This window comes from Candidatus Velamenicoccus archaeovorus (assembly GCF_004102945.1).
GTDB classification, from domain to species: Bacteria; Omnitrophota; Gorgyraeia; order Velamenicoccales; family Velamenicoccaceae; genus Velamenicoccus; species Velamenicoccus archaeovorus.
In genome coordinates, this window is sequence record NZ_CP019384.1 from 716,480 (window position 1) to 740,518 (window position 24,039).

31 protein-coding genes and 2 tRNA genes are annotated in these 24,039 nt (G+C 53.1%); all 33 read left to right on the forward strand.

Annotation, left to right across the window (positions count from 1 at the left end; all coding sequences use genetic code 11):
• Positions 1 to 203 precede the first annotated feature (203 nt).
• The 33 genes from BU251_RS02955 to rplR all read left to right on the forward strand — a co-directional run bounded on the left by BU251_RS02955 (position 204) and on the right by rplR (position 24,039).
• Positions 204 to 276, forward strand: a tRNA-Thr gene (locus BU251_RS02955).
• Positions 277 to 295: 19 nt separating this feature from the next.
• Complete coding sequence (gene rpmG / locus BU251_RS02960; protein ID WP_128699414.1) at positions 296 to 445, forward strand: 50S ribosomal protein L33; 150 nt, start codon at positions 296 to 298, stop codon at positions 443 to 445.
• A gap of 43 nt (positions 446 to 488) precedes the next feature.
• Positions 489 to 562, forward strand: a tRNA-Trp gene (locus BU251_RS02965).
• 57 nt (positions 563 to 619) lie between these two features.
• Entirely contained in the window at positions 620 to 823 is a 204-nt protein-coding gene (gene secE / locus BU251_RS02970) for a preprotein translocase subunit SecE (protein WP_128699415.1), read from the forward strand.
• A 105-nt stretch (positions 824 to 928) separates the two neighbouring features.
• On the forward strand, positions 929 to 1,456 hold the full coding sequence (gene nusG, locus BU251_RS02975) for a transcription termination/antitermination protein NusG (RefSeq protein WP_128699416.1): 528 nt from the start codon (positions 929 to 931) through the stop codon (positions 1,454 to 1,456).
• Between the two features lie 227 nt (positions 1,457 to 1,683).
• Positions 1,684 to 2,109 carry a 50S ribosomal protein L11 gene (gene rplK / locus BU251_RS02980; protein ID WP_128699417.1) on the forward strand — a complete coding sequence of 142 codons (426 nt, stop codon included), beginning with the start codon at positions 1,684 to 1,686 and terminating at the stop codon, positions 2,107 to 2,109.
• 3 nt (positions 2,110 to 2,112) lie between these two features.
• A complete protein-coding gene (gene rplA / locus BU251_RS02985; protein WP_128699418.1) occupies positions 2,113 to 2,796 on the forward strand; it encodes a 50S ribosomal protein L1 in 684 nt (227 codons plus the stop codon).
• Between the two features lie 5 nt (positions 2,797 to 2,801).
• Entirely contained in the window at positions 2,802 to 3,332 is a 531-nt protein-coding gene (rplJ, locus tag BU251_RS02990) for a 50S ribosomal protein L10 (protein ID WP_164908838.1), read from the forward strand.
• 45 nt (positions 3,333 to 3,377) lie between these two features.
• Positions 3,378 to 3,764, forward strand: a complete 387-nt coding sequence (rplL, locus tag BU251_RS02995) for a 50S ribosomal protein L7/L12 (protein WP_128699420.1) — start codon at positions 3,378 to 3,380, stop codon at positions 3,762 to 3,764.
• A 43-nt stretch (positions 3,765 to 3,807) separates the two neighbouring features.
• Complete coding sequence (rpoB, locus tag BU251_RS03000; protein WP_128699421.1) at positions 3,808 to 7,209, forward strand: DNA-directed RNA polymerase subunit beta; 3,402 nt, start codon at positions 3,808 to 3,810, stop codon at positions 7,207 to 7,209.
• A gap of 92 nt (positions 7,210 to 7,301) precedes the next feature.
• The gene (rpoC, locus tag BU251_RS03005) at positions 7,302 to 11,390 is read left to right on the forward strand and encodes a DNA-directed RNA polymerase subunit beta' (RefSeq protein WP_128699422.1); all 4,089 of its coding nucleotides are present in this window, start codon (positions 7,302 to 7,304) and stop codon (positions 11,388 to 11,390) included.
• A complete protein-coding gene (rpsL, locus tag BU251_RS03010; protein ID WP_128699423.1) occupies positions 11,359 to 11,736 on the forward strand; it encodes a 30S ribosomal protein S12 in 378 nt (125 codons plus the stop codon). The genes rpoC and rpsL overlap by 32 nt, the downstream gene beginning before the upstream one ends.
• 48 nt (positions 11,737 to 11,784) lie before the next feature.
• Positions 11,785 to 12,255, forward strand: coding sequence for a 30S ribosomal protein S7 (gene rpsG, locus BU251_RS03015; RefSeq protein ID WP_128699424.1), 471 nt, complete (start codon positions 11,785 to 11,787; stop codon positions 12,253 to 12,255).
• Positions 12,256 to 12,311: 56 nt separating this feature from the next.
• Positions 12,312 to 14,384: an elongation factor G gene (fusA, locus tag BU251_RS03020; protein WP_128700947.1), complete on the forward strand. Its 2,073-nt coding sequence runs from the start codon at positions 12,312 to 12,314 to the stop codon at positions 14,382 to 14,384.
• Positions 14,385 to 14,441: 57 nt separating this feature from the next.
• Positions 14,442 to 15,644 carry an elongation factor Tu gene (gene tuf, locus BU251_RS03025; protein WP_128699425.1) on the forward strand — a complete coding sequence of 401 codons (1,203 nt, stop codon included), beginning with the start codon at positions 14,442 to 14,444 and terminating at the stop codon, positions 15,642 to 15,644.
• Between the two features lie 122 nt (positions 15,645 to 15,766).
• Positions 15,767 to 16,069: a 30S ribosomal protein S10 gene (gene rpsJ, locus BU251_RS03030; protein WP_128699426.1), complete on the forward strand. Its 303-nt coding sequence runs from the start codon at positions 15,767 to 15,769 to the stop codon at positions 16,067 to 16,069.
• 45 nt (positions 16,070 to 16,114) lie between these two features.
• A complete protein-coding gene (gene rplC, locus BU251_RS03035; protein ID WP_164908839.1) occupies positions 16,115 to 16,753 on the forward strand; it encodes a 50S ribosomal protein L3 in 639 nt (212 codons plus the stop codon).
• 152 nt (positions 16,754 to 16,905) lie between these two features.
• A complete protein-coding gene (gene rplD, locus BU251_RS03040; protein WP_128699427.1) occupies positions 16,906 to 17,553 on the forward strand; it encodes a 50S ribosomal protein L4 in 648 nt (215 codons plus the stop codon).
• Positions 17,546 to 17,824, forward strand: a complete 279-nt coding sequence (rplW, locus tag BU251_RS03045; protein ID WP_128699428.1) for a 50S ribosomal protein L23 — start codon at positions 17,546 to 17,548, stop codon at positions 17,822 to 17,824. The genes rplD and rplW overlap by 8 nt, the downstream gene beginning before the upstream one ends.
• Positions 17,825 to 17,853: 29 nt before the next feature.
• A complete protein-coding gene (gene rplB / locus BU251_RS03050) occupies positions 17,854 to 18,690 on the forward strand; it encodes a 50S ribosomal protein L2 (RefSeq protein WP_128699429.1) in 837 nt (278 codons plus the stop codon).
• Positions 18,690 to 18,977, forward strand: coding sequence for a 30S ribosomal protein S19 (rpsS, locus tag BU251_RS03055; protein ID WP_128699430.1), 288 nt, complete (start codon positions 18,690 to 18,692; stop codon positions 18,975 to 18,977). The genes rplB and rpsS overlap by 1 nt, the downstream gene beginning before the upstream one ends.
• Positions 18,978 to 18,989: 12 nt before the next feature.
• Positions 18,990 to 19,403: a 50S ribosomal protein L22 gene (rplV, locus tag BU251_RS03060; protein WP_128699431.1), complete on the forward strand. Its 414-nt coding sequence runs from the start codon at positions 18,990 to 18,992 to the stop codon at positions 19,401 to 19,403.
• A gap of 11 nt (positions 19,404 to 19,414) precedes the next feature.
• Positions 19,415 to 20,134, forward strand: a complete 720-nt coding sequence (gene rpsC / locus BU251_RS03065) for a 30S ribosomal protein S3 (protein WP_128699432.1) — start codon at positions 19,415 to 19,417, stop codon at positions 20,132 to 20,134.
• 45 nt (positions 20,135 to 20,179) lie between these two features.
• Complete coding sequence (gene rplP, locus BU251_RS03070) at positions 20,180 to 20,599, forward strand: 50S ribosomal protein L16 (RefSeq protein ID WP_128699433.1); 420 nt, start codon at positions 20,180 to 20,182, stop codon at positions 20,597 to 20,599.
• Between the two features lie 13 nt (positions 20,600 to 20,612).
• Positions 20,613 to 20,816 (forward strand): 50S ribosomal protein L29, encoded by a 204-nt coding sequence (rpmC, locus tag BU251_RS03075; RefSeq protein WP_128699434.1) that lies wholly within the window; start codon positions 20,613 to 20,615, stop codon positions 20,814 to 20,816.
• Positions 20,817 to 20,822: 6 nt separating this feature from the next.
• Entirely contained in the window at positions 20,823 to 21,113 is a 291-nt protein-coding gene (gene rpsQ / locus BU251_RS03080; protein ID WP_128699435.1) for a 30S ribosomal protein S17, read from the forward strand.
• Positions 21,110 to 21,478: a 50S ribosomal protein L14 gene (rplN, locus tag BU251_RS03085; protein ID WP_128699436.1), complete on the forward strand. Its 369-nt coding sequence runs from the start codon at positions 21,110 to 21,112 to the stop codon at positions 21,476 to 21,478. The genes rpsQ and rplN overlap by 4 nt, the downstream gene beginning before the upstream one ends.
• Before the next feature lie 2 nt (positions 21,479 to 21,480).
• Complete coding sequence (rplX, locus tag BU251_RS03090; protein ID WP_128699437.1) at positions 21,481 to 21,795, forward strand: 50S ribosomal protein L24; 315 nt, start codon at positions 21,481 to 21,483, stop codon at positions 21,793 to 21,795.
• Between the two features lie 63 nt (positions 21,796 to 21,858).
• On the forward strand, positions 21,859 to 22,431 hold the full coding sequence (rplE, locus tag BU251_RS03095; RefSeq protein ID WP_128699438.1) for a 50S ribosomal protein L5: 573 nt from the start codon (positions 21,859 to 21,861) through the stop codon (positions 22,429 to 22,431).
• A 22-nt stretch (positions 22,432 to 22,453) separates the two neighbouring features.
• Complete coding sequence (locus BU251_RS03100; protein WP_128699439.1) at positions 22,454 to 22,639, forward strand: type Z 30S ribosomal protein S14; 186 nt, start codon at positions 22,454 to 22,456, stop codon at positions 22,637 to 22,639.
• 56 nt (positions 22,640 to 22,695) lie between these two features.
• A complete protein-coding gene (gene rpsH, locus BU251_RS03105; protein WP_128699440.1) occupies positions 22,696 to 23,091 on the forward strand; it encodes a 30S ribosomal protein S8 in 396 nt (131 codons plus the stop codon).
• Positions 23,092 to 23,101: 10 nt separating this feature from the next.
• Positions 23,102 to 23,641: a 50S ribosomal protein L6 gene (rplF, locus tag BU251_RS03110; protein ID WP_128699441.1), complete on the forward strand. Its 540-nt coding sequence runs from the start codon at positions 23,102 to 23,104 to the stop codon at positions 23,639 to 23,641.
• A gap of 38 nt (positions 23,642 to 23,679) precedes the next feature.
• Entirely contained in the window at positions 23,680 to 24,039 is a 360-nt protein-coding gene (gene rplR, locus BU251_RS03115) for a 50S ribosomal protein L18 (RefSeq protein WP_128699442.1), read from the forward strand.

Consider the following 24,039-nt stretch of genomic DNA (forward strand, 5'->3'; position numbering starts at 1 on the left):
CGTGGGGTTCGAACGACGTAAGTTATGTGCCGGAATTATGAGCACGTGACTTATGGAGCGTCAGCGAACATAAGTCACTGTGCGAATTCATTTCGGCCAAAAACTGACGTCCTTACGGCCTGCAAGTCCAGACCCCAGCAGATTTTTTAAAAATAATCCTTGACAGAATTGCTTTATTTTAATAAACTTATTGCTTTACTAATGCCCCTGTAGCTCAGTAGGTAGAGCACGTCCTTGGTAAGGACGGGGTCACCGGTTCAATTCCGGTCGGGGGCTTGAAAAATGACGGTACTCTATGAGAGAGCATATACTTCTGGAATGCCCGGTTTGCAAGAACAGGCTTTATTCCTCGACGAAGAACAAGAAGAAGCATACCGAAAGGCTTGAGTTGAGGAAGTACTGTCCCTATTGCCGCAAACACGAAGCCCATAAAGAAGTCAAGTAACAGTATTTATTCCAAGAAAGGATCTTGGTGCAGGGTTAAGGTTAGGAGCGTCGGTTAGTGGTAAACCACCGGTCTCCAAAACCGGAACTGCAGGTTCGATTCCTGCCGCTCCTGCCAGAATTTCATCGACGCGATAATGCGCCGCCGGTTTTAAACCGAAGATTACAATTTGTCATGGCCAACGTATTCAGCGCATTCGCAAAAATTCCCGTTTTCTTCCGAGAAGTCAAAGGGGAGATGGTCAAAGTGGCCTGGCCCTCGCGCCAGGATTTGATCAGCGCCACCTGGATCGTCATTATCGTGACGACGATCCTGACGGCATATATCGGCGCGCTGGATTTTGTATTGTCCAAAGCCGTTGCAATCATCCTCAAATGAATCCTGTCAGATCTTGCGATAAGCGTATTTTTCCATTCCGGGGCCATGCTGCCGTGAGGAATACCTTTGGTGTTGTCGGTTCGCATCGGTGGGAGGTCTAACGGGATGAAAAAGTGGTACGTTGTTCATACACAGACCGGATCTGAAGACAAGGTCAGAAAAAGCCTGGAAGGCCGGATCGCCTCCAGCGGTCTAAAAGACCAGATGGGCCGCGTCCTGATCCCGACAGAACAGGTTTCCGAAGTTCGCTCCGGCAAAAAGAAGATCAGCCAGAGAAAATTTTTCCCCGGTTATATCCTGGTCGAGATGGAGCTGAACGAGAATACATGGTTGTTGGTGCGTACGACTCCCGGGGCAACGGGATTTATCGGGATGGGGAAGCAGCCGTCTTCGCTGACTGCCGAAGAGGTGGACAACATCATGAAGCGGACGGTCGAGACGCAGGCCAAACCCTCTCCCAAAGTGCATTTTGAAAAAGGCGAATCGGTCCGTATTATCGAAGGGCCGTTTTTGAATTTTAACGGGTCTATCGAAGAAGTGAACCCGGAAAAACAAAAGATCAAGGTGAGCGTGTCTATTTTTGGCCGTTCGACCCCGGTAGAATTGGAATTCTGGCAGGTAGAGAAGGTATAGAGGAGGATATCGCCCGCGGAAGCGAAGCGGCGCAAGCGATGCGTCCCAACATGCCCAGCGCCAATTTTTGTGCCGCGTTGAATTGTGGAGTTGGACAGAACAAAGAGGTTAAACCCTAGCAAGGACTCAGGCCGATTTTCAAAAATTGGTGCTGAGTTAAATTCGCGCACCGATTTATGTTCGTTCGTCGCTTCACGACGACTCCATAATTCGGGCGTTCATTAAACATGGCAAAAAAAGTCGTTGCGCAGATCAAATTGCACGTTCCGGCAGGACAAGCAAATCCAGCGCCTCCTGTCGGCCCGGCCCTCGGCCAGCATGGTGTCAATATCATGCAGTTCTGCAAATCCTTTAATGAGCAGACAAAGGACAAGGACGGCATCACCCTGCCCGTTGTCATCTCCGTTTACGAAGACAAAAAATTCGATTTTATCATCAAGACCCCGCCGTGCTCGGTCCTCATCAAGCGTGCGGCCAACCTCGCAAAGGCCTCGGGAACAGCCGGCAAGGAGAAGATCGGCAGCGTGACCAAGAAGCAGGTCGAGGAGATCGCCAGGCAGAAGCTGGCGGATTTGAACACGACGGATCTTGAGGTGGCCAAGAAAACAGTTGCAGGCACTGCCCGTAGCATGGGCATCGATATTGTGGAGTGATCCATGTCAAAGAAGCATAGCAAAAGATTTGAAGCCGGCGCCAACCTTGTGGACAAAACCAAAACGTATGCGCTCAAGGATGCGATTGCTGTCTTGAAATCCGTCCCAAAGACGAAGTTCGATGAAAGCCTTGAAGTTTCTTTTCATTTGCGTGTGGATACAAAGAAATCGGACCATATGATCCGCGGGACAGTGGTTCTTCCTCACGGGACAGGCAAAAAGATCCGCGTGGCGGTCTTTTGTAAAGGGGAAGCCGAAAAACAGGCCCAGGAGGCAGGTGCAGATTATGTCGGCGCCCAGGAATTGATCAACAAGGTTGCCGGCGGATGGATGGATTTTGACAGTGTCGTGGCGACGCCTGACATGATGAGGGATTTAAGCAAGCTCGGCAAGATCCTGGGGCCGAGGGGATTGATGCCCAGTCCCAAGACGGGGACCGTGACTCCGAACGTAGGCCAGGCGATCCGGGACCTCAAGGCCGGTAAAGTCGAATTCAAGGTCGATAAGCAGGGCGGCATCCACGTGGCGGTCGGTAAAATGTCTTTCAGCGAAGGGCAGCTGTACGAGAACGCCTTTACCTTAATAGAAACCGTTAAAAACGCAAGGCCCGCTTCAGTCAAGGGTGAGTTCGTGAGGTCGATCGCGCTCTCAACAAGCATGGGGCCTGGATTAAAGGTCAACGCATGAACGTCATGACGAAGAGGATCGGGGAGATTTACAGGAATCTTGTCGGCTTGGAGATCAGGCGGCGGCTGGATCATGCCCAGGATATTTTCCTTTTAAATTATCAGAAGATGTCTTCCGCCGAGATGACACAACTGAGGAAAGACTTGAAGACCGTGGGGGCCAGCGTTCTGGTCGTCAAGAATTCCTTTATGCGCAAGGCTTTTGAAGAAACCAAGAAACCGGCGGACGCCGTCCGCCTTGTTGACGGGCCGATGGCCATGGTTTTCGTCAAGGATGATCCTGTTGCGACGTCCAAGATCCTCGTGAATTTTGCCAAGCAGCACGAGGCCTTGAAGCTTTGCGGCGGATTCATGTCCGAGAGGGTCTTGAACAAGACAGACCTTGATTTCATCTCCAAGCTTCCTTCCAGACAAGGTCTCTATCAGCAGGTCGCATCTGCTTTGAATGCACCCATAAGCAAGCTGGCGATGAGCCTTAACCAGATTGTGACGAAGCTGGCGTATGCGCTCAATGCCGTTAAAGATCAGAAAAAATAATTTCAACTCTTAACTTGCATATCCTAGGAAAGGGGAGGTAATCACATGGCAAAAATCGAAGACATGATCAAAGAAATCGAATCGATGACCGTCCTTGAATTGAGCGACCTGGTGAAGGCCATCGAAGAGAAATTTGGCGTGACGGCTCAGGCGCCCGTGATGGCAGTTGCAGCGGGGGCTCCGGGGGCAGGCGCAGGGGCTGCGGCTCCGGCGGAAGAGAAAACCGTATTCACGGTTGTGCTCACCAGTGCAGGCGCCAACAAGATCGCCGTCATCAAGGAAGTCCGCGCGATCACCAATCTCGGTCTGAAAGAAGCCAAGGATCTGGTGGATGGAGCGCCGAAACCCGTCAAAGAGAGCGTTCCAAAGGCTGAAGCCGACGAGCTCAAGAAGAAGCTGGAAGCCGCCGGAGCGACGGTGGAGTTGAAGTAAACAGGGCTGGGCCTTAAATCATCCGTTGAATACGGAGACTTGAATGAGCAAAAGAAAAAGCTTTGCCAAATTAAGAGAAATTTACCCGATGCCGAACCTTTTGGATCTGCAACTCCTGTCTTATGAGGAGTTTCTGCAGGCTGATGTCCGTTCCGAAGAACGGAAATCCTTGGGGCTGCAAGAAGCATTCCAGGAAGTTTTCCCGATTGAGAGTTTCGACAAAAGGTTCCGTCTTGAGTTTGTCAGCTACACCCTCGGCAAGCCGAAATACTCCGTTGAAGAATGCCGCCGCAGGGGAATGACTTTCGCATCGCCTTTACGTGCGAACCTGCGTCTGATCACACCCAACGACGTTAAGATCCAGGAGGTCTATTTCGGGGAGCTGCCCTTGATGACGCCGACAGCCTCTTTCATCATCAATGGCGACGAGCGGGTTATTGTGAGCCAGCTGCAGCGTTCCCCGGGCGTCTGCTTTGAAGAGGAGCAGCATCCTACCGGCAAAAAGATATTCTACGGCCGCATCATCCCCTATCGTGGGGCGTGGCTTGAATTCAAATATGATTTGAACGAGGTCATCCTGGCCTATGTGGACCGCCGCCGCAGTTTTCCGGCGACGCAGATCTTGCGTATCATGGGGTTTTCCGGAGACGAAGAGATCACAAAAGCTTTCGGCGATGTCCCTGAGATTGCCAATACCCTCAAGAAAGATTTCACCAAGAACAAGGAAGAGGCCCTTATCGACTTTTATCGCAAGATGCGCCCGACGGAGCCTGTGACTCCGGAAGCGGCCGAGGAGCTATTCTATCGTCTTTTTTTTGATCCCAAGCGCTACGATATCGCCCGCGCCGGCCGTTTCATATTGAACAGAAAGCTCGGCATGGGCGTTTCTGTCGATAAGCGCATCCTGGATGCCGAGACGGTGATCAAGGTGATCCAGTATCTCGTGGGTCTCAAGAAGGGCGAGGGCGAGATCGATGATATCGACCATTTAGGTAATCGCCGCGTCAAGACCGTGGGTGAACTCATCCAGAATCAGGCGAGGATAGGCCTGGCAAGACTGGAAAGGTCCATCCGCGAGCGTCTGGCGATTTTGACGGATGCCGACGCGGTCATGATCTATCATCTGATTAATTCCAAACTTTTCTCCAGCCAGATCCGCGATTTCTTTGCCAGGAGCCAGTTGTCCCAATTTATGGACCAAGTCAATCCCTTGGCAGAGCTAACCCATAAGCGCCGTTTGAGCGCGCTGGGGCCGGGCGGGTTGTCCCGTGAAAGGGCGGGGTTTGAAGTCCGTGATATCCACCAGTCCCATTACGGCCGTATTTGTCCTATTGAGACGCCTGAAGGTCCGAACATCGGGCTGATTGCATCATTGACGACCTATGCCAGAGTCAATGATCTGGGATATCTTGAGACGCCTTATCGCAAGGTTGACGACGGCCGCGTCACAAAGAGGATCGAGTATATTACGGCGGACCTCGAGCTCAATAAGTCCATGGCGCAGGCCAACAGCCCCCTGGATGAAGATGGAACCTTCCAGGAGAAAGACGTTATTTGCCGCCTCAGGGGCGATTTCCCAAAATTGCCTCCCAAAAAAGTCGACTTCATGGATGTATCGCCGAAACAACTGGTGTCCTTGGCGGCATCCCTGATCCCGTTTTTAGAGCACGATGACGCCAACCGCGCGCTGATGGGTTCCAACATGCAGCGTCAGGCGGTGCCCTTGATGATCACCGAACGCCCGTTGGTCGGCACCGATATGGAGCAGAAGGCCGCGATCGATTCCGGCGCCGTCGTCATCACTGAAGAAGATGGAGTGGTTAAGGCCGTCGATGCCAACGCCATCACCGTCAACAATAAGGTCTATGAACTAAGGAAATTCAAGCGCTCCAACGCGAATACCTGCGTGAACCAGAAGCCGATCGTCAAGCTGGGTCAGAAGGTCCGTCAGGGCGAGGTGATCGCCGACGGTATCGGGACCAGGGACGGCGAACTGGCCCTGGGCAAGAATCTCCTGGCGGCTTTTATGCCGTGGCGCGGCTTTAACTTTGAAGACGCGATCCTGGTCAGCGAGAAACTCGTGAAGGAGGATGCATATACGTCGATCCACATCGAGGAATTCGAGCTGGAAGCCCGGGAGACGCGTCTGGGCAATGAGGAGATCACGCGGGACATCCCGAATGTTTCCGAGGAAGCGTTGCGCAATCTCGACGAAAACGGCATCGTGCGCATCGGCGCCGAAGTCGATGCCGGAGATATCCTCGTCGGCAAGGTCACGCCAAAAACGGAATCCGAGCTTTCTCCTGAAGAGAGGCTGTTGCGCGCGATCTTCGGTGAAAAGGCCGGCGACGTGCGCGATACTTCCCTGACGGTTCCTCCGGGGATCGAAGGCGTGGTCATCGACGTGCAGATCTTCCAGAGAAAAGAGAGAGGGCGCAAGTCCAAGGAAGACAAAAAGAAAGAATTGGGCCAGATCAAGGAAATCAAGGCCTATTATGTGCAAGAGATCGAATATATCCAGGAGGAAAAGATCAACAAGATTGCTTCTCTCCTGGGGGTGTCGAAGGCCAAGGCGTTGACCGCCGACCTTGAGGATAACGAAGAGGCCAAGCATATCGCCAAATTTTTTGACGAACAGATCAAGGAGCTTGCCCAGGAAGAGGAACAGGAGATCGAGAAGATCAAGAGGGGCGATGAGTTGGCGCCGGGCGTTCTGAAAAAAGTCGTCGTCTACGTCGCCACCAAGCGCAGGCTTGCCGTCGGCGATAAGATGGCCGGCCGCCATGGCAACAAGGGTGTTATCGCCAAGATCCTCCCCGAAGAAGATATGCCTTTTCTGGAGGACGGCACACCGGTAGAGTTGGTGCTTAATCCTCTGGGCGTGCCGTCGCGTATGAACGTCGGACAGATCTTAGAGACGCATTTAGGATGGGCGGCAAAGGTTCTCGGGTTGCATGTTGCAACTCCTGTTTTCGACGGCGCCTCCGAGAACGAGGTCAAAGAGATGCTTCGCAAGGCTGGCCTGCCGGAAGACGGCAAGGTCGATGTCTATGACGGTTTTACCGGAAGGAAGTTCGACCAGAAGGTAACGGTGGGTTATATCTATATGATGAAACTGATCCACCTGGTCGATGAAAAGATCCATGCACGTTCCATCGGTCCTTATTCTCTCGTGACACAGCAACCTCTCGGCGGCAAGGCCCAGTTCGGCGGCCAGCGGTTCGGCGAGATGGAAGTCTGGGCCCTGGAGGCGTACGGCGCGGCCTTCAGCCTGCAGGAGATGCTCACGGTCAAGAGCGATGACGTCGCCGGCCGCACGAGGATCTATGAGGCGATCGTTAAAGGCGAACAACGGTTGAGTCCGGGAACGCCGGAGTCTTTCAATGTTCTGGTCAAAGAATTGCAGGGTCTAGGGCTTGATATAAAAATGGAAAGACAAAAATGACACGCTTGACGCTTCGACTACGCTCAGCGTGGTGAGCAAAGTCGAACCACTTCGCTCAGTGCCATCCTGAGGGAAGAAAAAGGACACGAAGGATGAGAAGAGATCTCAATCAGAAAAATCCGAACGAAGAAATCTCTCAGTTTGACTCGATCTCCGTCAAGATCGCCTCGTCTGTGACGATCCGTTCCTGGTCTAAGGGGGAGGTCAAAAAGGCCGAGACGATCAATTACCGCACCCTCAAGCCTGAAAAGGACGGTCTTTTCTGCGAGAAGATCTTCGGCCCTGTCAAGGACTGGGAGTGCAACTGCGGAAAATACAAAGGCAACAAATTCAGGAATATCGTCTGCGACCGCTGCGGCGTGGAAGTCACGCGTTCCAATGTCCGCCGCGACCGCATGGGCCATATTGAATTGGCTGCTCCTGTTACGCATATCTGGTTTTTCAAGGCTGTACCGTCTAGGATTTCGGCCTTGCTGGATATCGGCCTCCGGGATTTGGAAAAGATCATCTATTATGAGGAATATATCGTTGTTGATCCGGGCGATACGGGTTTGAAAAAGGGCGAACTTTTGACGGAAGACCGTCATCAGGAGCTTCAGGAGAAGTACGGTTCCGGATTCAGGGCCAAGATCGGCGCCGAAGCGGTGCTGGAGCTGCTCAAGGAAATCGACCTGGATGCGCTTTCCAAGAAGCTTCACAAACAGTTGGAGACGTCCAAGGAAGGCACGAATGCCCGCAAGATATTGAAGACTCTCAAGATTGTCGAAGATTTCAAGAAGTCCAGCAACAAGCCGGAGTGGATGGTTCTGGAAGTCCTGCCTGTCATTCCTCCGGACCTCAGGCCTCTGGTTCCTCTCGACGGCGGGCGTTTTGCCACGTCCGATCTAAATGATCTTTACCGGCGCGTCATCAATCGCAACAACCGGTTGAAGAAGCTCCTGGATCTTAACGCCCCCGAGATCATCATCCGCAACGAAAAGCGCATGCTTCAAGAGGCGGTGGATGCTCTCCTGGATAACGGCCGACACGGCCGTCCCGTCCTGGGTTCGAACAACAGGCCGTTGAAATCCCTTTCAGATATGCTCAAAGGCAAGCAGGGACGTTTCCGCCAGAACCTTCTGGGCAAGCGCGTGGATTATTCCGGCCGTTCCGTTATCGTCGTTGGGCCGGAGCTCAATCTGCATCAGTGCGGCCTGCCCAAACGCATGGCCCTGGAATTATTTGAGCCGTTCATCATCAAGAAATTGCGTGAGCGCGGTTTTGTCCACACGATCAAGGGCGCCAAGAGGATGGTGGAGCGCGCCAAGATCGAGGTCTGGGATATCCTTGACGAAGTGATCAAGGACCATCCCGTTCTGTTGAATCGCGCCCCGACGCTGCATCGTCTCTCCGTCCAGGCTTTTGAGCCGGTCCTGGTCGAAGGCAAGGCCATCAGGATCCATCCTTTGGTCTGTACGGCCTTTAACGCCGATTTCGACGGCGACCAGATGGCTGTCCATGTTCCGTTGTCGCTGGAGGCCCAGATGGAGGCGCGGCTCCTGATGTTATCCATCAATAATATTTTTTCACCCGCAGACGGCCGCCCCATCACGACGCCGACGCAGGACATCATTCTGGGGCTTTGCTATCTGACCAAAATGAAACCCAAGACCAAAGGCGAAGGCATGATTTTGTCCGATGCGGTCGAGGCGATCGCCGCCTATGACGACGGCACGATCGATCTTCACGCCAAGATCAAGACGAGGATCCCCCATCAGTATCATCTCAACGAAGGCATTTATTCCGGCGAAAGGGCCCTGGTCGAGACGACCGTCGGCCGCATCATCTTCAATGAGAGACTTCCGAAAGAGTTTGGTTTCGTCAACCTTGAGCTTAACAAGAAAAATGTCGGTCAGATCGTTACGGCATGTTATAAACGGTTTGGGCACGACTCCACCATCAAGCTTTTGGACCGTCTCAAAGCCCTCGGTTTTGAATACGCGACGCTCGGCGGCATCTCCATCTCTATCGACGACCTGGAGATCCCTGAGGAGAAAAAGGAATATATCGCGGAGGCAAAAAAGGAAGTGGCGAAAGTCGATGACCAGTATCGCAAAGGCATCATCACCAACGGCGAACGTTACAACAAGGTCATCGATATCTGGACACATACGACGGACAAGGTCTCAGACCTCGTTTTCAAGAAGATGGATGCTTTTAATCCGATCTTCATGATGGCGGATTCCGGCGCGCGCGGTTCCAGACTGCAGGTCAGGCAGCTGGCCGGCATGCGCGGTTTGATGGCCAAACCTTCCGGCGAGATCATTGAGAATCCGATCACGGCCAGTTTCCGCGAAGGCCTGACGGTGTTGGAATATTTCATTTCTACGCACGGTGCGCGCAAAGGTTTGGCGGATACGGCGCTTAAAACCGCCGATGCGGGTTATCTGACGCGTCGTCTGGTGGACGTCTCCCAGGAAGTCATCATTACAGAAGAGGATTGCGGCACTCTGAACGGCATCTCCCTTTCTTCGATCATCGAAGGCGACGAAGTTGTCGTTCCTTTGAAGGAACGGATCGTCGGCCGCGTGACCCTGGATAACATCGTCGATGTCATCACGGATGAAACCGTTGTGGCGGCTGGCGAGATGATCACGGCAGAAAAGGCGGAAGCCTTGGAAAAGATGGGGATCGAAAAAATCCGTATCCGCAGCGTCTTGACTTGTGAATCCGACCGCGGCATCTGCGCCAAGTGCTACGGTAAAGACCTGGCACGCGACGGCCTGGTTGAAATTGGATTGGCCGTCGGGATCATCGCGGCGCAGTCGATCGGCGAACCCGGTACCCAGCTGACAATGAGGACGTTCCATATCGGCGGTACGGCCTCCCGTATCGTCGAACAGTCTTTTGTCAAAGCCAAAAATAAGGGTGTTTTGAATTTCCACGCGTTACGGACGGTCGCCAGAGGCAAAGACCTGATTGTCCTGAACCGTAATGGCTCTTTAACCATCAACGATCCCCAGGGCCGCGAATTGGAGCGTTACGCCATTCCGCAGGGCAGCGTGATTTCCATGGCCGAAGGGGAAGAGATCCAGAAGGGCGTCATCTTCGTCCGGTGGGACCCTTATACATTGCCGATCCTGACGGAGGTCGCCGGTATCGTCCGCTACGAAGATATCAAGGAAAACATCACGATGCGCGAAGAGATGAATCCGACCACCGGGATCGCCGAGCGTGTCATCGTTGAACACAAGATGGAATTTCATCCGCAGATCATCATCCTCGATGCGGGCGGACAAGTCGTCGGCATTTATCCGATCCCGATCGGCGCCCATATTCTCGTGAAGGACGGTCAGAAGATCGAGGCCGGCGAACTGATCGCCAAGATCCCGCGCGTGTCCGGAAAGACGAGGGATATCACGGGCGGTCTGCCGCGTGTGGCGGAGTTGTTCGAGGCCCGCCGGCCCAAAGATCCGGCGATCATTTCGGAAATCGACGGCTTCGTCGAGTTCAGCGAGAACAAGAAGGGTCAGAGGATGATCATCGTGACGTCTTCGACGGGCATGAAGCGCGAATACGCGATTCCTCACGGGAAACATCCAAATGTATACCGCGGCGATCGCGTGACGGCAGGCCAGCAGTTGACGGACGGCCCCGTGGTCTTGCAGGATATCCTGCGTGTCTGCGGCGACAAAATCCTTCAGGAATATCTTGTCAATGAAGTGCAGGAAGTCTACCGCTTGCAGGGCGTCAAGATCAACGATAAACACATTGAGGTTATCATCCGGCAGATGCTCAAAAAGGTCAAGATCGAGGACGCCGGAGATACGGAATTCCTTTCCGGCCAGCAGGTGGATCGCTGGAGGTTCCAGAAGGAGAACCAGCGCGTCATCAAAAAAGGCGGCAAGCCGGCTTCGGCGACCCCGCTCCTGTTGGGGATTACGAAGGCGTCGCTGACGACGGAAAGCTTTATTTCAGCGGCGAGCTTCCAGGAGACGACCAAGGTTCTGACGGATGCGGCGGCTTCCGGGAAACGGGACGAGCTTTTCGGCTTGAAAGAGAATGTTATCGTCGGCCATTTGATCCCGGCCGGAACGGGCCTCAAGATTCATCAGGATTTCAAGATCAATAAAGAAGATGTGGCCATTTCTGTAAAAGAGGAAGGTGTGAATGCCGACAATTCAGCAGCTCATACGGAATAGCAGGATTGCCAAGAAGATCAAGTCCAAATCGCCGGCCCTCAAGGGCTGTCCTCAGCGCCGGGGTGTATGCCTTCAGGTCAAGACCATGACGCCGAAGAAGCCGAATTCGGCTCTTCGCAAGATCGCGAGGGTCCGCCTGACGACGGGCATCGAAGTGACATCTTATATTCCCGGGGAAGGACATAATCTGCAGGAACATTCGATCGTCCTGGTGAGGGGCGGCAGGGTTAAAGACCTCCCCGGCGTGCGTTATCATATTGTCCGCGGGACGCTGGATACGGCGGGTGTGGCCAACAGAAAGAAATCCCGCTCCAAATATGGGGCAAAGGTATCCAAGAAGAAATAGCCGAAAGAACTTTCATTCAGGCAGGAGAAAAAATACAGAGGGCGATTCATGAGAAGAAGACGCGCAGTCAAGCGGCAGATTTTACCCGATCCGAAATATAACAGCCGGATTGTGGCCAAGATGATCAATATCTTGATGATCAAAGGCAAGAAGTCCACCGCCGAGACGATCGTCTACGGCGCGTTTGATGTCATCAAAGCCAAGACCGGAGAAGAGGACCCTGTGAAGGTGTTCAACAAAGCGCTGGAGAATATCCGTCCGCGGCTGGAGGTCAAGCCCCGCCGCGTGGGAGGCGCTACCTATCAGGTCCCTATCGAGGTATCCCAGGAGCGCGGCATATCGCTTGCCTTGCGCTGGATCAAGGACTTTTCGCGTGCCAAAAAAGGCAAGCCCATGCCGGAACGCCTGGCTGATGAGATCATGGCCGGGTTCAAAGGCGAAGGCGCTGCCATCAAAAAAAGGGACGACACCCACAAGATGGCGGAGGCCAATAAGGCCTTTGCGCACTTCCGGTGGTAGGGAGCCCCCGAAGAAAGAGGACGGCTTAAGTGACAGTTGCAGAAAGAATGCTGACCATGACGCAAAAAATAGATCTGACAAAGATACGTAATATTGGAGTTATCGCTCATATCGACGCCGGCAAGACGACGACGACGGAGCGCATGCTTTTTTACACCAAGAAGATCCACAAGATCGGCGAAGTCCATGACGGGACGGCGACGATGGACTGGATGGTGCAAGAGCAGGAGCGCGGCATCACGATCACGTCGGCCTCGACGACGTGTTTCTGGCGCGACATCCATATCAACATCATCGATACGCCGGGCCACGTGGATTTTACGGTTGAAGTGGAGCGTTCGCTGAAAGTATTGGACGGAGCCGTGGTTGTTTTCTGCGCCGTGGCCGGCGTGCAGCCCCAGTCCGAGACGGTCTGGCGCCAGGCGGACAAGTATCACGTTCCCCGGATCGCTTTTGTCAACAAGATGGATCGCGTGGGCGCCGATTTCCCGAATGTCTTGGCCGAGATACACCAGAAGCTTGGCGCGTGTGCTGCGGCGATCCAGCTGCCTCTCGGCGCGGAAGAGAATTTCTCCGGAATGATCGACCTGGTCGAAGAAGAACTGGTTATGCCTGTCGATGAAAAGGGTGAGAAGTTTGAGCGTAAGCCAGTGCCGGAAGAGCATAAGGCGAAACTCCAGGAATATCGCCATACGCTGATCGAGAGGGTCGCCGAGGTCAATGATTACCTGATGGACCTTTATATCCATAATAAGCCCATTACCAAGGAAGATATCAAGCGGTCGATCCGCGAAGCGACCGTCGCCAATAAGTTCTGCCCCGTGCTCTGCGGTTCTTCTCTGAAGAACAAAGGGATCCAACTAGTCTTGGATGCGGTCTGCGATTATCTGCCTTCGCCTTTGGATGTTCCGGCTGTCAAAGGATTTGAGCCGGACAGCGGAGAATACGAGGAGAGGCAGGTTTCTATGGATGCGCCGTTCTGCGGCTTCTGTTTTAAGGTCATGAGCGATCCCTATGTCGGCCGTCTTAATTTTGTACGCATCTATTCAGGGAAGATCAATGCCGGCGAGACGGTCTTTAATTCCGTCAAGCGTGAAGATGAGAGGATTTCCAAGATCGTGCGTATGCATGCCAATAAACAGGAAATGATCGAGTCGGCCCATTGCGGGGATATCGTTGCTTTTGTAGGTCTCAAGGAGACGAATACGGGAGATACCCTTTGCGACGAGAAAAATCCGATCGTTCTGGAAGCCATCAAATTTCCTGAGCCTGTCGTGGACCTGGCGATCGAGACAAAGTCCAAGGCCGACCAGGAGAAACTGGCGTTTGCCCTGCGTAAACTGCAGGATGAGGATCCTTCGTTCCGCGTCACTTACAATACCGAGACGGCGCAGACGATCATTTCCGGGATGGGACAATTGCATCTGGAGATCGCCGTCGATCGGATATTAAGAGAATTTAATGTAGAAGCAAAAGTCGGGCGTCCGCAGGTGGCGTATCGAGAATCGATCCGCAAGAAAATGTCCGTCACCGGCAAGTTCATTCAGCAGTCCGGCGGCCGCGGCCAGTATGGTCACGTCGTCTTGATCATGCAGCCTCAGGAGGTTCCGGGGACAGGGATCACGTTTGAGGAAACCCTGAAGGGTGGGGTGATCCCGAGAGAATATATCCCTGCCGTCAAGAACGGGATCGTCATGGCAGCCAAGAGCGGCGTCCTTGGGAGTTATCCGGTAACGGATATTGCTGTGACGCTGGTAGACGGTTCCTTCCATGAAGTCGATTCATCCGAGATCGCTTTTCAGATGGCGGCTTCGATTGCGTTTACGGACGGGCTGCGTTCAGGAGGCTCTTATCTGCTTGAGCCGATTATGGATATCGAAATTGTTGTCCCCGAAGAGTTCATGGGGTCGGTCATCGGCGACTTTAGTTCCCGTCGAGGAAAGCTTGTGTCCATGGGGCAGAGGGGGAACGTCAGGGTCCTGCGCGGACATGTTCCGCTTGCAGAAGTTTTTGATTATGCTAATATAGTGCGGTCGTTAACACAGGGTCGAGCGTCTTTTACAATGGAGCCCTTTTGTTATCAAGAGGTGCCTAAAGATATAGCCAATAAGGTGTTAGGGATAAAATAACCCAAAAGGGTATCCTTCCCGACACCGCATAGGAGAAGGTTCTAACGGAGGTGAAAGATGTCAAAAGAAAAGTTTGTCAGAACAAAGCCCCACGTTAATATCGGAACTATTGGCCACGTTGATCACGGAAAGACAAGTCTGACAGCTGCGATCACGACAGTTTTATCGAAAAAGGGATGGGCGGAAGCCAGGAGCTATGAGTCGATCGATAACGCGCCCGAAGAGAGGGAGAGAGGCGTTACGATCAATATCGCCCACGTTGAATATCAGACGGATACCCGTCACTACGCGCATATCGATTGCCCGGGTCACGCAGACTATATCAAGAACATGATTACAGGCGCCGCTCAGATGGATGGCGCGATCCTGGTCGTGTCCGCTGCGGACGGTCCGATGCCCCAGACCCGTGAGCACATTCTTCTGGCGCGTCAGGTGAACGTTCCTGCCATCGTCGTCTTTTTGAACAAGGTCGACATGGTCCAGGACAAAGAGCTTATTGACTTGGTCGAGATGGAAGTGCGCGATCTTTTGACAAAGTACAACTTTCCCAGCGATAAGACGCCGATCGTCAAAGGCAGCGCGACAGAGGCCTTATCCTGCCTGTGCGCGAAACCGGATTGCCCCAAGTGCGGTCCGATCTTTGAATTGATGAAGGCTGTCGACGAGTTTATTCCGATGCCGAAGCGCGAACTCGAGAAACCCTTCTTGATGGCCGTGGAAGACGTTTTCACGATTTCGGGCCGCGGAACTGTCGGCACGGGCCGTATCGAGAGAGGCAAGATCAAACTCAACGATAACGTGGATATCGTCGGCATGAGGCCGGAGATCGGCAAGACAGTTGTGACCGGTATCGAGATGTTCCGCAAGCTCCTCGACGACGGCCAGGCGGGTGACAACGTCGGCTTGCTCCTGCGCGGTGTTGACAAGGATTCCCTGGAGCGCGGCATGGTTTTGGCGGCGACAGGTTCCATTACGCCCCACAAGAAATTCAAAGCACAGGTCTACATCCTGACCAAAGAAGAAGGCGGGCGCCATACGCCGTTCTTTACCGGCTACCGCCCTCAGTTCTATTTCAGGACGACGGACGTGACGGGAACGATCAAGCTTCCTCAGGGCGTCGAAATGATCATGCCCGGCGACAATATCACGGTTGAGGCCGAGTTGATCGTCCCGATCGCCATGGAGAAAGAGCTGCGCTTCGCTATCCGGGAAGGCGGCCATACGGTTGGTGCTGGAGTTGTTTCTGAGATCATCGAATAAATCAAAACTCCTCGCCTGAGCGCTTGTAAATTACCTGCGCAGGTTTGCCCGTTCGTGGTCGAAGGCCGAGGACGGGCAGGAGTTGATGTTGAGGCGTAAGAACCTAAAATAGGCAGAATCAAATGTCACAGAAAATCCGAATACGACTTAAAGCGTACGATCACCGCCTCTTGGATCAGTCGACGAAAGAGATCGTTGAAACGGCCAAGCGGAGCGGGGCGAAAGTGGCAGGCCCCATTCCTTTGCCGACCAAGAAGGAGATCTACACCGTTAATCGTTCGGTCGTCATTGACAAAAAGTCCAGGGAGCAGTTCCTCCTGGCGACACATAAGAGGCTCTTGGAACTTCATGAGCCGACAGCCAAGACGATCGATGCTTTGCGGAAGTTGAATCTCCCTGCCGGCGTGGACGTGGAAATCCGCTGACGTTTTTGAAGAAAGCCGGCGGCTGCAAAGAAAAATGGTGAATCCATGGGTGTATTGAACACGACGATAAAAATATTGGGCAAGAAGGTCGGCATGACGCAGGTGTTCGGCGATGACGGCAAGGTAAGGCCTGTGACCGTCATCGAAGCGGGTCCTTGCGTCGTGATGGGACTGAATGAGAAGAACATTAAAGTCGGCTTCGGAGATACCAAGGAATCCAAGGTCAAAAAACCCCAGGTCGGGGAGTTTAAGAAGCTGAATCTTGGCGTCCGGCGTTATGTGCGCGAGTTGCGTGTGGCCGACAAGGGGAACTATAAGGTCGGCGACGAGATCAAGGTGGATATTTTTCAGGAAGGCGATTTCGTCGACGTTTCGGGCGTTTCCATCGGCAAGGGCTTCCAGGGCGGCATGAAGCGCTGGCACTGGATGGGGACGCCGATGACCCACGGCTCCATGTCTCATCGCCGCGTCGGTTCGATCGGCGCAAGTTCCGATCCGTCGCGTGTCTTCAAAGGCAAGACCATGGCCGGCCATATGGGGCACCAGAAGGTTACGGTCCAGAATCTTAAAGTCGTCAAGGTCGATCTGGCCAATAATATGCTGATTGTCGAAGGCGCTGTGCCGGGGTACAAGAGCAGTTTGCTTGAGATCAGAAAGTCCATCAAGAAGCAGAAGAAAGCGTAAGCCCCGTTAGAGATATTCCGTTAGAAATCAAGATTTCTAACAGGGTGGGTCATCTGCGGCAATCGTCTTTAACCGGGTAAACCGTTGATAATCGGCTGGACTTTACGCGAAGATTTGAAAAACAGTCGTTATCTCTAACGGGGTAAGGGATCATGGAGAAAAAGAATCGTATCGTAATGCCGGTAGTGGATATGGGCAATAAGGTAGTCGAGGAGATCGAGCTGGACGCCCATGTCTTTGATGGTTCCGTAAAGAAGAAAACCCTGTATCAGGCGATCGTGGGTTATCGCGCTAATCGTCGCTTGGGACTGGCCGAGACAAAAACGCGCGGCGAAGTTTCCGGCGGCGGCAAGAAACCCTGGCGTCAGAAGGGAACTGGACGGGCGCGCCATGGTTCGACACGTTCGCCCTTGTGGCGTCACGGCGGCGTCGTCTTCGGGCCTCATCCGAGGGATTTTGGTTATACCATGCCGCAGCAGATCAGGAACGAAGCCCTGCGCTCGAGCCTGAACGCCAGGATCGCTTCCGGGGACGTCGTCCTGGTCGAGAAGATCCACATTCTTGCCCCCAAGACCAAGGAGTTTGCTAAGTTCCTCGACGCGCTCAAGCTGCCGGCGGCATCCATCCTGTGCGTCTTGGAATCGGTGACGGAGAACATCAAACGTTCGGCACGCAATATCCGGGGGCTGCAGCTTGCGGATTCTTCGTCGCTGAATGCCTACGATGTCATGAATACCCAGAAGATCATTTTATCCAGAGACTCGTTAAAAAATTTAACAAAACGCTTGAAACATGCATAGTCCATATGATACTATTAAAACTTTAATTCATTCCGAAAAGGGCTCTCGCCTCGAGTCCGACGGGTGCTATCAGTTTTACGTCGCTTCTTCCGCATCAAAAGTCGATATCAAACACGCGGTGGAAAAGATCTATAAGGTCAAGGTGCGCGACGTCAATACGATGACCGTCCGGGGCAAAATGAAGCGCATCCGCATGCAGTTGGGAAAGCAGCCGGATTGGAAAAAAGCGTTTGTGCGCCTCGCAGAGGGCCAGAAGATCGATCTGAAGTGATCTGCCGGAAAGAAGAAAGGTAAGTCAAGATGGGGTTAAGGAGATTCAAGCCTACAACGCCGGGAATGCGCTGGGCCAATTTGCCTGATTTTGAAGGGGTGGCCAAGAAGCGTCCGGAAAAGTCGCTGGTCGAATCGTTGCGTAAGTCCGGCGGCCGCAATAATGCGGGCCGTATCACGACGCGGCATATCGGCGGCGGACACAAGAGGCTTTATCGTATCGTTGATTTTAAAAGGGATAAGTTCGACGTGGCCGGAAAGGTCCTGTCGATTGAATATGATCCCAACAGAACGTGCCGCATTGCGCTCGTCGAGTATCCGGACGGGGAGAGGAGATATGTTCTGGCACCGTTGGGGTTGCAGGTGGGCGATGCCATCATGAGCTCGCGGGGTGCGGATCTTGAAGTCAAGACGGGCAACACGATGCCTTTGAGATACATCCCCCTGGGGGCATTCATCCATAATCTTGAATTGACGCGCGGCAAGGGCGGACAGATGGTTCGCAGCGCCGGCAATGCCGCCCAGATTACCGCCAAGGAAGGTGATAGCGCACACGTCAAGCTTCCGTCCGGCGAGGTACGGTTGATCCATCTGGATTGTTTGGCCACGATCGGGCAGGTGGGGAACGTCGAACATGAGGCTGAGATGCACGGCAAGGCCGGCCGCAAGCGCTGGCTGGGTATCCGTCCGACAGTCCGCGGTTCGGCCATGAATCCGATCGACCATCCGCATGGCGGCGGCGAAGGAAAAGCCGGCCAGGGGAACCCCCATCCGGTTTCGCCATGGGGCCAGAAGGCCAAGGGCCTCAAGACAAGAAAAGGCAAAAGATATTCCAATAAATATATCGTCAAGAGAAGGAATGGCTAATGGCGCGCTCGCTTAAAAAAGGACCGTTTGTCGAAGAAAAGCTTCTTAAAAGAGTGGAGGCTGCCCGCAGGAGTGGTTCCCGGCAGCCTATCAAGACTTGGTCCAGAAGTTCGACCGTAACGCCTGATTTTGTGGGTTTGACGATCGCAATCCACGACGGAAGAAAACATGTGCCGGTATTCGTCACGGAGAATATGGTTGGACACAAGCTGGGAGAATTTGCGTCCACAAGAACTTTCAGAAAACACGGCGGCGTCAAAGCCAAGAAGGCCGTAGAACTGACATAAAAGGCAAAATTAATGATCGCAAAAGCCGAAGTGAGATATATCAGGGGTTCAGCCAGGAAGATCAGGCAGGTGATCGATATGATCCGTGGTATGAACGCCGTCGAGGCGATGAATGTCCTTAAATTCATCAATAAGAAGCCGACATATTATGTGTCCAAGGTGCTGCATTCCGCTGTCGCCAATGCCAAGTCCAAAGGCCTGGATGCGCAGACGCTTGTGATTTCCAAGATTACGGCGGACGAAGGTCCGCGCTGGAAACGTTATCGGGCCGCGACCTTCGGCCGGGCCGGAGAGATCCTGAAGAAGACCAGTCATATCAAGGTCGAACTGGATCTGGCCCATCAAACGGCGCCAGCGCCGGCGGAAAAACCGAAAAAGTCTATCTTGAAACGCCGCGTCGTCCGGGCGAAAACATCGAAGAAATAAGAGGTTATTTTATGGGGCAAAAAGTTAATCCGACGTCAGTGAGGCTTGGTTTTATCAAAGATTCAGCGTCGAAGTGGTTTGCACGACACGCCGATTTCGGGCTCTATCTTGAGGAAGATTACAAGATACGTAAACACATCAAAAACCAGCTTAAAGCTGCCGCTGTTTCCAAAGTGACGATTGACCGTGTTGCCGGCAAGGTCAAGATCCGCATCCATTCCGCCAGGCCCGGCGTGATCATAGGCCGTCATGGGTCGGATATAGAAAAGCTGACAAACGATCTTAGGGATATCGTCAAGGATAAAGAAGTGGTCGTGGATATCGAGGAAGTCAAGAGCCCTTCCATTGAATCGCAGCTGATTGCGGAAAATATCGCTTTTCAGCTCGAAAAACGCGTGGCTTTCCGCCGCGCCATCAAGAGGTCCATGGACCAGGCGGTGTCTTCCGGGGCCAAGGGGATCAAGGTTTGTGTGGCTGGTCGTCTCGGAGGGGCGGAGATCGCCAGGACGCAGGTGTATAAATGGGGCAGCATCCCCTTGCAGACGTTCCGCGCGGATATCGATTACGGATTTACGGAAGCCCATACGCGTTACGGCCTGATCGGCGTCAAGGTTTGGGTCTACAAAGGAGACGCTCTCCTGGAGAGACTTAAAGAAGACCGCAAGAAACAGGAAGAAACGGCGCAGGGGAAGGCTGAGGACAAGGCCGGAAGTTCGGAAGCAAAGGCGTAACTCCGTCGCAGGGGTTGAGCGCGTGATGTTACAAGGAGCAAAGAGATGGCTTTAATGCCCAGACGGGTCAAATACAGGAAATTTCAACGCGGAAAGAACCGCGGTATCGCCATAAAAGGTTCTGAATTGAGTTTCGGCGAATTCGGCCTGAAGGTTTTGCATAATGGCTCGATCAAAAACAATCAGATCGAAGCTGTCCGGGTGCTTTTGGCCAGGCAGTTAAGAGGAAGTGGAAAGGTTTGGATCAGGGTTTTCCCTCACAAGTCCGTGACTAAAAAACCTGCAGAAACCCGCATGGGAAAGGGCAAGGGGGATTTGAGCCATTGGGTGGCTATGGTGAGGCGCGGCGCCATCCTTTTCGAACTCGGGGGCATCCCCGAAGCCCTGGCGCGCACGGCTTTGCGTTTGGCGGCATTCAAGTTGCCTGTGCGCACCAAATTCGTGACGCGAACTCACGCGATATAAGTAAGAGGGAGTAATGAAGATAGCCGAGTTGAGAAATTTAAGCAGGGAAGATTTATCCGTGAAGCTGGTGTCGCTTAAAGAAGAGCTGGGCCGCCTTGCTTACGGCAAGACCATCGGCCAGGTGGACAAGCCTCATAAATTCAAGGAGCTGCGCAGGGCCATCGCGCAGATCCAGACCTTGCTGAATGAAACACAGGCGAACGCGAAAAAGGAATAATTTCCCATGAGCGAGAGAACGACGGCAAAAACGAGAAAAGAATTTATCGGGATCGTCACGAGCGACAAGATGCAGAAGACGGTTGTCGTTGAGGTAGAGACGTTCGTCCGGCATGCCCGTTACGGCAAGACGATCAAGGCCAAGGAGAAATTCAAGGCCCATGACGAAAAGAATGAAGCGCATATCGGCGATAAGGTGCGCATCAGCGAGACCCGCCCTCTATCTAAGGACAAACGCTGGAGGGTGACCGAGATCATCGCCAGGGGCGCTGTCCAGAGGGCCGGAGAGATTCAATGATTTACAAGCGGACGCTTTTAACGGTGGCGGACAATACAGGCGCGAAAATCGCCTCCTGCATCGGCGTTGTGGGGCGTAAAGGCAAACTGGACGCCACTATTGGCGATATCATCACGGTCAACATCAAGTCGGCTTCCCCGGATGCGACGATCAAGAAGGGCGAAGTGGCCAAGGCCGTGATCGTGCGCATGAAGGCGCCGTTGCGCCGGGCCGACGGTTCTTATTTGAAATTCGATTCTAATGCCGTTGTCATGATCGACAAGGACCTCAATCCGAGGGGCACGCGTGTTTTCGGGCCTGTGGCGCGCGAACTTCGCGACAAGAATTTCATGAAAATCGTTTCGTTAGCGCCAGAGGTAATTTAGCTATGAATAAGATCAGGAAAGGCGATACCGTCGCCGTCATGAAGGGTAAGGATAAAGGCAAGAAGGGCAAGGTGCTTCACGTGATGCCGGAGACGGGGAAAGTCCTTGTGGAAGGCATCAATTTCGTTAAAAAACACCAGCGGAAGACGCGCCAGGACCAGCAGGAGGCCGGTATCGTCCAAGTGGAGAGGCCGATGTCTGCCGCCAACCTGATGGTCGTCTGTAAGAATTGTCAGGTCCCGGCACGCGTCGGTTTTACCGTCCTCAAGGACCAGACGAAGGCACGCATTTGCAAAAAATGCAACGAGCCCTTTTAAGAAGGGCGATTCCACAGATTTTTAAAATCCGATTATACAGATTGAAACATTCAGGAAAAGGCAATGGCTGAAAATAAAACGGTTCCCCGGTTGCTTGAGAAATACAGGAAAGAAGTTGTTCCTGAGTTGATGAAGATCATAGGCTACAAGAATGCCTTGCAGGCCCCACGGCTTAAAAAGATTGTCATCAATATGGGCGTGGGCGAGGCGATCCAGGACATCAAGATGCTGGAAAAATCTGTTGAGGAACTTGGGATGATCACCGGGCAGAAACCCGTCATCACACGTTCCAAGAAGGCAATCGCCAATTTTAAGATCAAGAAAGCCCAAGCCATCGGCTGCATGGTGACGCTCAGACGCCAGAGGATGTATGAATTTATGGATCGTCTGATCAGCGTAGCCCTGCCGAGGATCAGGGATTTCAGGGGCGTGAATCCCAAGTCGTTCGACGCCCAGGGAAATTTTACGATAGGCATTACGGAGCAGGCGATTTTCCCTGAGGTCGACGTAGACAAGATTGCCCGTGTGCAGGGGATGGACGTCACGTTCGTCATCGCTTCCTCCTCCCAGAAAGAATCGTACGAATTTTTGAGGTTGATGGGCATTCCATTCAGCAAGACCGACAAGAGCTCCTAAATTTTTTACGGAAGGATAAACTGTGGCCAAGAAATCGCAGATCAATCGCTGGAAGAGAACGCCGAAGTTTTCGACGCGTAAAACAAACCGTTGCCGGCTCTGTGGCCGCAGCGGCGGCTATTACAGGAGATTCCAGCTTTGCCGTATCTGTTTCAGGGAACTGGCGTCCAAAGGGGAAATTCCAGGCGTGCGGAAAGCCAGTTGGTAGAACGCCGATGCCGCAAGCAAGCGGGATTTGAGCATCGAGACAAGAGGAGATATCGTATGGGTTTTACGGATCCAGTCGCTAATATGTTGACGTTGATCAGGAACGCAGCGAAGGCCCGCCAGGAAAAAACGGATGTGCCGTATTCCAAGCTTTTGGAGGGGATTGCCGGTATCCTGAAAGAGGAAGGTTTTATCGATAATTTCAGGGTTATCAAGGACACCAAACAGGGTGTTTTAAGGATCTACCTGAGATACATCCATAAGAAATCTGTGATCATCAATTTAAAAAGAGTGTCCCGACCGGGATTGCGCGTCTACGCGGATGCCAAACACTTGCCCAGGGTTCTGCGCGGCAAGGGAACGGCAATCATGACGACATCCAAAGGCCTGATGACGGAAGCAAAGGCTAGGGAAACAGGGGTGGGCGGCGAAGTCCTTTGTTACGTTTGGTGAGTGAGGAGCCATGTCTAGAATAGGAAAAAGACCAGTTGATATTTTACCCGGCGTCAAGGTCAGCGTGCAGGAGAATTGTCTGAAGGTTGAGGGGGTTAAGGGAAAGATGGAATTCAAGCTTTCCGAGGATATCGCCTGTGAGCAGAAGGATAACAAACTCTTTTTTAGTGCCTTGAAGGATACGAAGCCCGTCAGGGCCCTTTTCGGCACAACGCGCGCCTTGGCGAAAAACATGATTATCGGTGTCACGTCGGGTTTTTCAAAGACCCTTGTCATTGAAGGTGTCGGCTACAAGGCTCAGACGCAGGGCAAGAGCCTGAAGCTTAATGTCGGGTTCACCCATTCCGTAGATTATCCTGTTCCCGAAGGCATCAAGATCGACGCTTCCAAGCAGGTGGAGATTGTGGTCTCGGGCGTCGATAAGGCACAGGTGGGCCAGGTCGCCGCGGAGATCCGGCGGATTTGTCCTCCAGAGCCTTACAAAGGCAAAGGGATCCGTTACAAGGATGAGCGTATCCGCAGGAAAGTTGGCAAGGCCGTTACGAAGTGATGGCGCAAATTAAGCCTAGGTCATACAGATAAAAACCCATGAAAATCAAAAGAACAGCAAGAGAAAGACGGCATTTAAGGATCAGGGAAAAGGTCGCCGGTACGGCGGAGCGTCCCCGTTTGAATGTGCGCCGCAGTCTGCAGAACCTGTTCATTCAGATCATTGATGACGATAAGAAGACGACGTTGTTTGCTGCTTCGACGGCAGACAAGGATTTCAAAAGCAAGATTTCTTACGGTGGGAATGTCAAGGCGGCTGCGGCTCTGGGAGAGATCGTGGCACGGGAAGCTAAAAATAAGAACATTACGCGCGTCGTGTTTGACCGGGGCGGCTGTGATTATCATGGCCGTATCAAGGCGTTTGCCGAGGCCGCGCGGAAAGGTGGATTGGAGTTTTAA